The 11413-nt window shown below is 70.8% G+C and carries 12 protein-coding genes and 1 pseudogene; 5 read left to right on the forward strand and 8 right to left on the reverse strand.

All coding sequences use genetic code 11. The features are described from left to right. Together ACWDUZ_RS38000 and ACWDUZ_RS38005 are read right to left on the reverse strand one after the other, a co-directional pair. A pseudogene (locus ACWDUZ_RS38000) lies at positions 1 to 123 on the reverse strand (LLM class flavin-dependent oxidoreductase); the annotation flags it as partial. A 3-nt stretch (positions 124 to 126) separates the two neighbouring features. Continuing rightward, on the reverse strand, positions 127 to 300 hold the full coding sequence (locus tag ACWDUZ_RS38005) for a thiazolylpeptide-type bacteriocin (RefSeq protein ID WP_413951474.1): 174 nt from the start codon (positions 298 to 300) through the stop codon (positions 127 to 129). Positions 301 to 518: 218 nt separating this feature from the next. Here ACWDUZ_RS38005 and ACWDUZ_RS38010 point away from each other — a divergent pair, with 218 nt between their 5' ends. Continuing rightward, positions 519 to 1871, forward strand: a complete 1353-nt coding sequence (locus tag ACWDUZ_RS38010; protein WP_451636396.1) for an amidohydrolase — start codon at positions 519 to 521, stop codon at positions 1869 to 1871. A 229-nt stretch (positions 1872 to 2100) separates the two neighbouring features. On the opposite strand, the gene ACWDUZ_RS38015 is transcribed toward ACWDUZ_RS38010, so the two are convergent. From ACWDUZ_RS38015 to ACWDUZ_RS38025, 3 genes are all read right to left on the reverse strand, one after another. Continuing rightward, complete coding sequence (locus tag ACWDUZ_RS38015) at positions 2101 to 3246, reverse strand: epoxide hydrolase family protein (RefSeq protein ID WP_451636397.1); 1146 nt, start codon at positions 3244 to 3246, stop codon at positions 2101 to 2103. Positions 3247 to 3437: 191 nt separating this feature from the next. Further along, a complete protein-coding gene (locus ACWDUZ_RS38020) occupies positions 3438 to 4244 on the reverse strand; it encodes a helix-turn-helix domain-containing protein (protein WP_451636398.1) in 807 nt (268 codons plus the stop codon). Next, positions 4234 to 4782, reverse strand: a complete 549-nt coding sequence (locus tag ACWDUZ_RS38025) for an LLM class flavin-dependent oxidoreductase (protein WP_451636399.1) — start codon at positions 4780 to 4782, stop codon at positions 4234 to 4236. The genes ACWDUZ_RS38020 and ACWDUZ_RS38025 overlap by 11 nt, the downstream gene beginning before the upstream one ends. Before the next feature lie 674 nt (positions 4783 to 5456). Between ACWDUZ_RS38025 and ACWDUZ_RS38030 the strand changes: the two genes are divergently transcribed. From ACWDUZ_RS38030 to ACWDUZ_RS38040, 3 genes are all read left to right on the forward strand, one after another. Next, positions 5457 to 6515: an NADH:flavin oxidoreductase/NADH oxidase gene (locus ACWDUZ_RS38030; protein WP_451636406.1), complete on the forward strand. Its 1059-nt coding sequence runs from the start codon at positions 5457 to 5459 to the stop codon at positions 6513 to 6515. 41 nt (positions 6516 to 6556) lie between these two features. Further along, entirely contained in the window at positions 6557 to 7369 is an 813-nt protein-coding gene (locus tag ACWDUZ_RS38035) for an alpha/beta fold hydrolase (protein ID WP_451636400.1), read from the forward strand. Positions 7370 to 7624: 255 nt separating this feature from the next. Next, the gene (locus ACWDUZ_RS38040) at positions 7625 to 8083 is read left to right on the forward strand and encodes a MarR family winged helix-turn-helix transcriptional regulator (protein ID WP_451636401.1); all 459 of its coding nucleotides are present in this window, start codon (positions 7625 to 7627) and stop codon (positions 8081 to 8083) included. Positions 8084 to 8425: 342 nt separating this feature from the next. Here the strand turns inward: ACWDUZ_RS38040 and ACWDUZ_RS38045 are convergent, their stop codons facing one another. The 3 genes from ACWDUZ_RS38045 to ACWDUZ_RS38055 all read right to left on the reverse strand — a co-directional run bounded on the left by ACWDUZ_RS38045 (position 8426) and on the right by ACWDUZ_RS38055 (position 10730). Next, positions 8426 to 9166 (reverse strand): alpha/beta hydrolase, encoded by a 741-nt coding sequence (locus ACWDUZ_RS38045; protein WP_451636402.1) that lies wholly within the window; start codon positions 9164 to 9166, stop codon positions 8426 to 8428. Between the two features lie 244 nt (positions 9167 to 9410). Continuing rightward, on the reverse strand, positions 9411 to 9851 hold the full coding sequence (locus ACWDUZ_RS38050) for a cytidine deaminase (protein WP_451636403.1): 441 nt from the start codon (positions 9849 to 9851) through the stop codon (positions 9411 to 9413). A gap of 96 nt (positions 9852 to 9947) precedes the next feature. Then, complete coding sequence (locus tag ACWDUZ_RS38055; protein ID WP_451636404.1) at positions 9948 to 10730, reverse strand: FAD-dependent monooxygenase; 783 nt, start codon at positions 10728 to 10730, stop codon at positions 9948 to 9950. 34 nt (positions 10731 to 10764) lie between these two features. Here ACWDUZ_RS38055 and ACWDUZ_RS38060 point away from each other — a divergent pair, with 34 nt between their 5' ends. After that, a complete protein-coding gene (locus tag ACWDUZ_RS38060; RefSeq protein WP_451636405.1) occupies positions 10765 to 10977 on the forward strand; it encodes a hypothetical protein in 213 nt (70 codons plus the stop codon). The last annotated feature ends 436 nt before the right edge of the window (positions 10978 to 11413 follow it).

Here is an 11413-nt window from a genome sequence, read left to right on the forward strand (position 1 = left end):
GATGAGAGCGAGCGTGGACTCGTGCCCGGTCCGCGGATCGGCCTCGTCGAACAGCCCTATCGTGAGGAATCCCAGCTTCCGCAGTGGTCGTGAGGCACCGGGGGCCGGCGACCGCGACGACAGGCGTCAGGCGGTGCAGGAGGTGGTGCTGGTGGTGCTGGAGCAGGTGCTGGTGGAGGAGCAGCTCGTGGACGATCCGAGCATGACCTCGCTGGCGTCCGAGTAGTCGGTGATCTCGAAGGTCTCCGACTCGAGGTCGAGGATCTCCTGGGCGAGGGAGGCGAGGGCGTTGTCGGCCATGTGGTCTCTCCTTCCGGGTCCGCAGACCGGTCGCGGGCCGGGACGGTCCCGGCCGGTGGTGCGCTGAACCTGCCGGAGGCCAGGGCCTCGGCTCCATCTTTCTACGCGGCACCGACGTCAACGCCCTTGCGGACCGCTGTCAGTTGGCTGGCACTCCCGTGCGCGTGCCGCCACCCCACCTGTCCTGCCGCTCGACCGAGACCCCAGGAGTTCTGCCCGTGACCCACGACCACGACAGCAGCGGCGTCACTGCGGACGCCGACCCGTCCTGCTCCGACCACCCGGCGCCCGGTCGCCTCCTGCCCGGTCTGGACGCCCTGCTCCGCCCCGCTGTCGAGCTGTACCTCGATCTTCACCGACATCCCGAACTCTCCGGCACCGAACGCCGTACCGCCGCCCGGTTCGCCGACTGGCTGGGAGCGGACGGCTTCCGCGTCCTGCGCGGCATCGGCGGCCACGGGGTCGCCGCCGAGCTGCGCAACGGCGACGGCCCGACCGTCCTGCTGCGGGCCGAACTCGACGCCCTGCCCGTGGCCGAGAACACCGGTGTCCCTTACGCGAGCACCGCGACCGGCCCCGGGCCGGACGGACGTCCCGTCCCCGTGATGCACGCCTGCGGCCACGATGCGCACCTGACCTGCGCGGCGGCCGCCGCCCGCTGGCTGGCGGCCCGGCGGGACGGTTGGCGCGGCACCCTTGTCGTCGTCGGCCAGCCCGCCGAGGAGACGCTCAGCGGTGCCCGGGCCATGCTGGAGGACGGCCTGTACGACCGGATCACCCCGCCCGACGTGGCCCTCGCGCAGCACACCGCGCCCTTCCCCGCGGGCATGGTGGCGCACGCCGACGGCCCCGTCCTGGCCGGCAGTGTCACCCTGGAGGTGGTCTTCGAGGGCGACGGTGGCCACGCGGCCACCCCGCATCTCGCCGCCGACCCGCTGCTCGCCGCGGCCGGCGTGGTGACGCGGCTGCCCTCCGTCGCGGCCCGCGAGACCCATCCCGCCGAACGACTGGTTCTCACCGCGTCCTCGCTGCGGACCGGCGGCGGTGGACACACCGGGAACGTGATCGCCTCGCGGGCCGTGCTGCGCGTGACCGTCCGTGCCTTCTCCGAGGCGGCCCTGGACCGCGCCGTCTCCGCCGTGGAGCGTATGGCCCTGGCCGAGGCGGCTGCCGCGGCCCTGCCGCCGCGGGTCACCGTCACCGTGTCGGCGCGTTCCGGCGTCACGCACTGCGATCCGCACGTCACGGCGGAGGTGCGCTCGGCCCACGAGGCGGCGTTCGGTGCGCCGCGCGTCACCGGCTGGGCCGCCACCTCGGCCACCGAGGACTTCCCCCTTCTCACCGGCGCGGGCGCCCACCTCCACGGACGCCCCGACATCCGCGGCGGCTACTGGATGCTGGGCGCCGTCGGCCCCGCCCAGTGGGCGGCCGCGCCCGGCGCCACGGCGGAGGAGAAGTTCCGCGGCCTGCCGGGCAACCACTCGCCGCGCTACCTGCCCAGCGTCCGCCTCACCCTGGAGACCGGCACCACCGCACTGGTGACGGCGGCCTTGGCCCAACTCGCCGGCTGACGGTACCGCACCCTCCGGCCAGGCGCCCCACCGCTCGCGATTCGTCGAGGACAGTGACGGGCAGCCAGGAGGGGGTTCGCCCGGTTCTTCGGGTCGACGGCAGCGCTGTCACCAGGCCGTCGGCCGGGGCCGGGTCCGAGCACGGCCGCGCCGTTCCGCGTCCCTGGCGGCGGGACCCGGGACGTCTGCCGGCGTCGTCCCGCGCCCGTGCACGGCCGCCCCACAAAGATCACGTCCGAGGGAAACGAAGCGCACGGAAGAACTCGGTGATGTCCCGGGCGAGCAGCTCCGGTTCTTCGTGGGCGGCGAAGTGTCCGCCGCGGGGCATGTGTGTGTAGCGCGTGATGTCGTAGGTGCGCTCGGCCCAGCTGCGTGGTGGCCGGCTCAGGTCGGCGGGGAACAGGGCGACGGCCGTGGGGACGCTCACCCGCTCCACGCGCCGGGTCAGGCCGTGGGCGTACTCGTAGTAGGGCCGGAAGGAGGTGGAGATCGTGCCGGTGAACCAGTAGAGAGAGGCCTGGGTGAGGAGGAAGTCGTCGCTGAAGCGGGTGGAGAGGTCGCCGCCGCAGTCGCTCCATGCGCGGTACTTCTCGATGAGCCAGGCGAGCAGACCGGTCGGGGAGTCGGCCAGCCCCTGGCTGAGGGTGAGGGGGCGGGTGCTCTGCTGGTGTTGGTAGCCGCCCTCGTGCGTCTGCCAGTCCGACACGGACCGGAGATACTCCTGCTCCTCCGGGCGGAGAGTGGCGGGGTCGTAGGCGGCGGGGGCGGCCACGGCCAGCAGATGGATGCCGACCAGCGCCTCGGGGTGGGCCTCCGCGAGCCGCGAGGTGATTCCGGCGCCCAGGTCTCCGCCGTGCGCCGCATACCGCTCGAAACCGAGTACGTCGTGCATGAGCCGGTGCCAGAGGTGGTGGGTCTGCTGTTGTTCGGCAAGCGCGGGCCGCTGGGGCGAGAAAGCGAATCCGGGCAGGGAGGGCACGATCACGGTGAAGGCGTCCTCGGCGGTACCCCCGTATCGGGAGGGGTTGGCCAACCGGTCGGCGAGTGCGGTGAGTTCCAGGAAGGAGCTGGGCCAGCCGTTGGTGAGGACGATCGGCAGCGCGTCCGGGTGCTCGCCGTCGAAACGGAGGTAGTGCACCGGTGTTCCGTCCAGGTCGGCCAGGTGTGAGGGAAGGGCGTTGATGGCGGCCTCGTGGGTTCGCCAGTCGTAACCGTCGGCCCAGTAGGCGGCGAGGCGGCGCAGTTCCCGCGGGTCGGTACCGGCGTCCCAGCCGTCGACGGGCCAGGGCTCGGCCCATCGTGTGGACTCCAATCGGGCACGGAGGGCGGCCAGTTCGAGGTCACTGACCTCGATCACAGGCAGGTTGCTGGGCATGGTGTTCTCCCGGAGGTGCTGAAGGGGTCGGCACGGTCGGCCGGCACTGCGACGCGGCGCCCGGTGCCGGTCCGCCGCTCTCGTCGGTGAGCGCCGCTCGTGTGGCTGAGTACGTGGGCATCAGGTGGCCCGACGAGCGCCCCCCTCGCAGCCCGTTGCGGCGGGTCGGGGATCCGGGCTGCCCGGCCTTCTCAGGCGAGGCTTCGCAGTGCATCGTCGTCCGTGCCGCCGGGCTGTGGGAAGTACACGTACAGGACGTGGCCCTCGGGACCGGCGAGCGCGAAGGTCTCGAAGCGGAGGCGGAGAATGCCGAGGCCGTGGACGGCCAGTCGCTTCTCGCCCACCACCCGCTCGTACACGTCGTGGGAGTCCCACAAGGCACGGAACGACGCACTGCGCTCGCGCATGCTCGCCACGAAGCCGTCGAGTTCCGGGCGGCGGGTGACCGCGGTGACGCGCAGGCCTGCGACGGCCTGCAGGGTGATCTCCTCCCAGTCGGGATAGACCTCATGTGCACGCGGGTCGAGGAAGGTGAACTCGATCAGGTTGTGCCCCGGGCTCCAGGCCGGGTTGACCCGCGCGGCGAGCGGGGTACCGGCCAGGACGTCGCGGTTGGGGGCGACGACGAACGCGGGCAGGTCGGCCCAGCGCTCCAGCAGGTGCAGCACGCCCGGCCGCACGGTGTGCGCGGGGAACGCGTCGTTGCCGGCCGGGGCCGGCGACGGCATGGCCAGGGACCAGAGATAGGCCCGCTCGGTGTCGTCCAGGCCCAGGACGCGGGCCAGGGCTTGGAGGATCTCGTGCGAGGGGTTGCGGTCGCGGCCCTGTTCGAGCCGGGTGTAGTAGGAGGGGCTGACTCCGGCAAGGAGCGCCAGCTCTTCCCGGCGCAGTCCCTTGACCCGTCGTCGGGTGTGGTCCACCACTCCGGCGGAGGCGGGGTCGAGCCTCTCCCGGCGACTGCGCAGGAAGGAACCCAGCTCATTGTCGTCACGTGCCATCGTCAAGGACTCTACCGTCGGCCACTGCTGCGCAGCACGCGCGGAACGCCGTGAAGGTGGCCCTGCGAGAGCCACCCTCAAGAGGGCCTACTACCACGCCACGAAGTTCACGCTGGAGGGCCTGACGATGGCCGCCGGTCTGACCTCCGAGGGCGTGACGACAGCGGCCGAAACCGCGGACATTACCGACGGGCAGGCCCTCACCGCGGCGCTCGGCGCACTGCGCGAGCAGCCCGGCCCGGCCGAGGCGGTCCTGTTCAGCCCACGGCCGAGTCTCGAGTGGATCAAGCCCGTGCTGGAGACCGGTCCGAAGGATCTCGGTCTTCTCCGCGGCGGCGGCCAGCAGGACGGCCGGCGCCGATCCGACGAAGTCGGAACGGTGGTGCTCACCGACACCGAACACGTCGAGTCCGACCTGATCGGCGACCTGCGCCTGCTCGATGATCTCGCGGGCACGCTGCCGCGGCGACGGGAGGGTCCCCGTGACCGGGTCTTCGGTGATCTCGCCGAACGTCATGATGCCGATCTCGAACGACATGTCGTACCTCTCTTCTCTCGCCTCACGCTGTCCATCCCGCAGATGCGCTACGACAGCACGCAAGAAGAGGCCCTGGCACAGCTGGTCGTCGCGGCCGCGGACGAGATCAGCAAGCTGATGTCGTCCGCCTGACCGCCCGACCGCCGTCAGCGCGGTTCTCCATGCCCTGGCCGTCACTCCGCCACCCGTAGTCGGCGACCTCACCGTGCGTGGCGTACGACACCTTCACGTACGTCTTCATGCGCTCGACCAGGTCGCGCGGCGCGTGCAGCGTCGCTCCGCCCTGTTCCGCACTCGTCGGTCGAGTGTTCCCCTCATCGCACCGCCGGACATCGGCGTGATCGTAGCCATGCCTGTCGACGCCGAGACGACGAGGCAGATGCAGATCTTGTTCTGATGCCCGATGCCGTGGACGGCGGCCGCCATCGCCGAGTCGCCGCCGAGCACGACCACTCCGGTTCACGTCGTGCCGCCCCATCGCAGCGGATCCGTGTCCAGTTCTCTACGTTTCCCTCTCTCGACCGATGGGCCGCAAATTGGCACAGCAGTGCCGCATTGCGGTACGTTGGCGATCGTCCATTCGGATGGCAGGTATGCGCACTCGGATGGCAGGTATGCGCACGATGGAGAAAGTGAGCCCAGTTGTGTCCAGCTCAGAGCGTGAAGGCCTGGAGATGACCCCGTTGCGGTTGCGAAGCGTGTCGGTACCCAACCGGGTGTGGATGTCACCGATGGCCCAGTACGCGGCGGGAAGCGATGGCAAGCCGACGGACTGGCATCTGGTGCATTACGGCGCGCGTGCGGTCGGCGGGGTGGGGCTGGTCATGGTCGAGTCGAATGCGGTGGGGCCGGGGCACCGGACCACTGCGGCGGACCTGGGACTGTGGAACGAGGAGCAGGCGGCCGCGCATCGGCGTCTGACGGCGTTCATCGCCGGGCGCGGTGCGGTTCCCGCGGTGCAGTTGCTGGCCGCGGGCAGGAAAGGTTCTCACCAGCTCCCCTGGGAGGGGGCGGGGCAGAACGGTCCGGTGGGCGTACCCGAGGGTGGCTGGGAGCTGATCGCGCCGTCTCCGGTGGCGTTCGGTGATCTGAGCGTTCCCCGGGAGGCGTCCCGCGCCGACATCGATGAGGTGGTCGAGGCGTTCGCCCGGGCCGCCCGGATGGCCGATCTGGCGGGGTACGAGGTCGTGGAGATCCATGCCGCGCACGGGTATCTCCTGCACCAGTTCCTCTCCCCCCTGGCCAACCGGCGGACGGACGAGTACGGGGGGAGTTTGGACAACCGGATGCGCTTTCCGCTGCGGGTGGCCCGTGCCGTGCGGGACGCCTTCCCGGCGACGAAGCCGGTCTTCGCCCGTGTCACCGCGACGGACTGGGTCGAGGGCGGCATCACCGTGGAGGAGGCGGCACTGTTCGGCAAGGAACTGGCGGCCGTGGGCATCGACCTCCTCGACGTCACTTCCGGGGTCCTGACGCGGGACCTGCAGGCCCGCCCGCCGGAGCAGGAAGGGGTCAATGTCGAGTTCGCCCGCACCCTGAAGGAGGCATCGGGGCTGCCGGTCGCCCCGGTCGGGCAGATCGGTGACCTGTCGCTGGCCGGTGAGGTCCTGGCCGGCGGCCACGCGGACGCGGTGCTGATGGGACGTGCCCTGCTGCGTGATCCCTACCTCGCCCTGCGCCCCCGCGGCGGCGACCCGGCCGCCTGGCCGGTCCAGTACCACCGGGCGCTGTGACCGCCGGATCCCCGCCCGAGAACACGAAAGGAAGCACCGGGATGCCGATCACGACCAGGCCCGCGGCGAACCGCGAGGTCCAGCGCGCGCACGACACGACGATCCGCTACACCGTCAGCGGCCCCGCCACAGGCCCCGCTCTGGCCCTCGTCCACGGCTGGGGCTGCGACCGCACCGACTTCGACGCGGTGACCGACCACCTTCCCGCACACTGCCGCGTCCTCGCGATCGATCTCGCCGAACACGGTGAGTCCCGCTCCACGCGGGACACCTGGACGATGGAGGAGTTCGCCCGCGACGTGGCGGCCGTACTGGAAGCCGAATCCGTGGAGACCGCCGTGGTCGCCGGGCACTCCCTCGGCGGGGCGGTCGCCGTCGAGACCGACCGGATACTCCCCCACACCGTCACCCACGTGATCGCGCTCGACGCCCTGCACTACCTCTCCCTGTTCCCCGCGCAGGACGAACAACAGAGAAAGGCCCTGCTCCAGCCCTTCCACGACGACTTCTCCGCAGCCGTACGAGCCCTGGTCGAAGCCGGGTCACCTCGAGGCACCGATCCCGCACTGACCGACACCTACTTCAGGAAAATGGTGGCCGTCCGGCAGCCGGCGGGCCTGCGATCCTTCGAAGGCCTGATCCACTGGGACATGGACGCAGCCCTGCGCCAGACCGAACAACCCATCACCGTGTACGCGGTGCGCTCGATCCTCACCCAGGAAGCCGTCGACCGCTACCACCACCGCCTCCGTATCGTCCCCGTCGACCTGGGAACCCACCACTTCCCCGTCGAATCCCCCGAACACACCGCCGAACTGCTCGCCGACGCACTGCCCGACGAGAGCGCCCTCTAGTCGGAGGCGAGGACGGTCTGCCACCGTCAAGGGCCCAGGTCACCCAGGAGCCGCCTCTCACCCAGGGGCTGGTGGCTAGAGACACCTCGCTGACCTCGACGTTCCTGTCGCCCACGGAGCGGCAGCAGCCACCGAGCGGTTCACTTGTCCACGTGACGCGCAGGCTTCCGCTGCCCTGCCAGGCCGCTCTTGATGTGTGCGCAGGCAGGTACACCGGTTGGTTCACGGCAGCCGGCTACCGATAGCGTGCTGCTCATGGCGACCGAAAAGCTGGGAGAGCTCGAGTATCAGGCCTGGAACGGTTTCCTGGTCACCCATGATCGGATCTGGCGTGAGATCGAGGCTGGGCTCGCTCCCATGAACGTCAGCATGGCCGAGTACAGCGTGCTGGCGCTGCTGGGCCAGGCCGGACGGAAGGGCATGCGGATGTCGGAGCTCGCGCAGCGGCGCCTGATGTCCAGCGGCGGATTCACCCGGCTCGCCGACCGGCTCGAGCAACGCGGTCTCATCGAGAGGCGGCGGGCGGCGGGCGACGGCCGCGGCTTCGAAGCCGTTCTGACCTCCGACGGCAGGTCCCTCCTGCGCAAGGCGTGGCGGCAGCAGTACCGCGACCTGCGCAGGCTCTTCTTCGACCGACTCGACGACGAGCACCTGCGCAACCTCGCAGAGGTGTGGGCCCGGCTCGCCCCGGACGACGAGGACATGCCGGAATGAGAGCCCGTCCTGCCGTCCGACCAGCTCCGCACTGATCGGGCGGCAGGACACCAGCGGGCGAGGAGACCCCCTCTTCCGGGTGAGGAGGGCTCACAGCGCCTGATCCCTCGGTCGAACCGAATCCGTACTTCTGCGCGACATCGCCCATGGCTTCGACGCCCACGAGTGCCGCCCGTCCGAACCGGCCCCGCTGAGCCGCCGGCCTCGGGGGTGGTGGCCGCCAACGCCCTCGTCCACGGTGACAGCGGTGCCACGTCTGCGTCTGGTTGTCCAGCACCTGCCTGCGGGTAGAGGTGCACCACAGCGACCCCCACCCGGCCTGGCAGCGGGGTCGGCCCGCGGCTAGCGCAGATGCCGGGCGAAGAACCCGGCGGCGGCTTCCGCCGCGAACTGCGGGACGCCGGTGTGCCCGCCCATGTTGGCGTGCAGCGTCTTCTCCTTGGAGCCGAAGGCGTCGAACAGGTCCAGGGCTGCCTGCCGGTCGTTGCCTTCGTCGTCCCACTGGAGCAGGACGTGCAGCGGAATGGTGACCCGACGGGCCTCCTCGAACATGGCGCGCGGTACGAGGCTCCCGGCGAAGAAGCCGGCTGCCACGATGCGCGGTTCGACCACCGCAAGCCGGATGCCGATGGAGATCACTCCCCCCGAGTATCCGACCGGGCCGCCGATCTCGGGCAGCGACACGAGGGCGTCCAGGGCCGCCTGCCATTCCGGGACCGACTTCTCGACGAGCGGGAGGACGAGGGCGTCGATGATCTCGTCGTTGACGGGCTCGCCGGTCTCCATCGCCCGGCGCAGGTCGACGCGGGCCTCCTCGACGGCGGCCCACCGGGGCCGGTCACCGCTCCCGGGCAGCTCGATGGTGGCCGCGGCGAAGCCGTCCGCCGCGGCGTGCCGGGCCCGCGCCATCAGTCGGGGGTACATCTTGTGCAGTCCGAGCGGCGGGTGGCCGAGCAGGATCAGCGGCACCGGTGCGGATGCGGAGGCCGATGCCGGCGTCCACAGGATGCCGGGGATCTCGCCGAGGGTGAACTCGCGCTCGAGGACGCCGTCGTCGATGCGCTGTTCGGAAGTGAATTGCATGGTCGTGCCTTTCGGGAGTGCACAGAACGGCGCTCCCGGACGACCTATCGCCCGACCGTGACCTCTGAGGAGAGCACCCACGTCGATACGTTCACGGGTACCACCTCCTCGTTCTCTCGCACGGCCTCGGAAAGGTTAGCAGACCGGCGCGATCAGTCCTCGATGCCGCAAACTCGCGTGCACCGAGGTCCGACGGCAAGCGTTGGAAGGACCTTTCATGACGCACGGGAACGGCACACGGCGCTCACGCCGCGTCGGGACCAGACGGTGCCTGCGCTGCGTCGAGCTGGTGGTCCGCCCAGACATAGCTCTCAGGAAGCAGGTCGGTCACGGGAACCGTCCGGAGGCTGCCGTTCGCCCCGACGATGACCTTGAGCGCCGGAAAGTAGTCGAGAAGGACCTGGCGGCAGCGGCCACACGGCGGCACGACGCCACGGCCGCGGTCACCCACCGCGACGACGGTGTCCAGGTCATAGGCACCCTGGGCGGCAGCGGTGCCGATCAGGACCAGCTCCGCGCAGGGACCTCCGGTGAAGTGATAGGCATTCACGGCGGTGACGATCCGGCCGTCTCGGGCACGGGCGGCGGCCGCCATGGTGTGGTTGTCTCCGCGGCAGCATGTGGCCGCGACGTGTGCCGCGGCCTCGATCAGCGCCTGGTCCACTTCGTCGGTCTGTCTGTTCATCTTCTCTGCTTTCCGGCACGGTCGGGCGAGGTCGGCTCCGTCGACGATGGAGCCTAGACGCCGGGCGTTGCCGCAGGCTTCGGCAGCTCACGCCGGTCAGTCCTTGACGAGTTCGTCCCAGTCGATGTGGTGGCGGTGGACGGGGGCGAACATCTGCTCCGGGGCGGGGAAGACCGGTTTGTCACCCGCCTGTCCGGCCTTGGCCCTGTTCTTGGCCGCGGCGTCGCCGCCGATCATCTCGACGCGGGGACGGCGCAGCCGCTCGTACGCAGTGAACGCGGCCTCGGGTGTGGGCAGGTCGCGCAGGCATCGGGCCAGCTCGACGGCGCTCTCGATGGCCAGCGACGCACCCTGTCCGGAGCTGGAGGACGGGGCGTGGGCGGCGTCGCCGACGAGGACCATGCGCCCGCGGTGCCAGTGCGGCACGGGCGGCATGCGCTCCATCGGGCCGACCACCATCAGGTCGCCGGGCTCGGTGTGAGCGAGCAGGGCCCGGCCGGGTGTGTGGGCGGCGTACAACTCGCGCAGCCGGGACAGCCATTGGGCCGCCGGTACGCGGTGGACCTCGGCAGAGGTCATCGGCTCGGTGCTGGGCAGCCCGGCGAACCAGACGATGCGGCCGTCGGGCAGGGACCAGTAGCCGATGAAGGTGCGGCCGAAGGCGAAGTACATGCTGCCGGGCCGGGCCTCGACGCCGCTGCCGACCGCGAAGCCGCCGAAGCTGAGCACACCTCCGTACTCAGGTCCGGGAGCATGCGGGTCGATGAGCGCACGGACCGTGGAGCGGATGCCGTCCGCCCCGATGAGGACGTCGGCGGTCGCGGTGGTGCCGTCGGCGAACGTCGCGGTGACCCCGCCGGCGGCCGGTTCGGCGGCCACGAGCCGCTTGCCGTACGCGAGGTCGACGCCGGCCGTGCTCGCGAGAGCCGCCCTCGACGCGACCCTGTCCACCGGGACCGAGCAGGGCCTGCCTCGGGTTTCCACACTCGAACTCGAATACCTGCGCTCGGTCACGGGAGCCGAGGAGCAGTGGCTGCGCTCCGTCGTCCAGAACCTGGCCGCCGGCCGCCTCACCTGGTCCACGGAGATGCTGGCCGCGTTCGACGCCTCCACCGCGTCCAGGTGACGGTCAAGGCCCCATCCGCCCCCCTCGCCGACCGCTGCCGCAACTCTTCGACGTGCCCCAGACGCCCATGAGACCCCCGGTCACAGGCTCCGGATGAGCCCCGCAGCGGCCCCCGAGGGGCCTCCCGATGTGATGCCACCCATAGGAGGCAGATCACATACTACGGAGGGCCGTAGCAGACAGACCACATCCGGCGTGCTCATAGATACCGATACCGGCACAATCCGGACATCGCTCCGATGCAGGGTAGTACGTCACATTCTTGCAACCCGTCGCGGGCCTGCCTAAACATGGCTGTCGTTGCACGGCGACCGGACAGGACGCAAACCCGTCCCCGTCCCCCCGGACCGCAACGACACGAGGACCCCGCCCTCATGCCACACCGCCACCGCCACCCGCAGCGGACGGCACCCCCCGACGACGCCCCTGGAGACTT

It is taken from the genome of Streptomyces sp. NPDC003393, assembly GCF_053589015.1.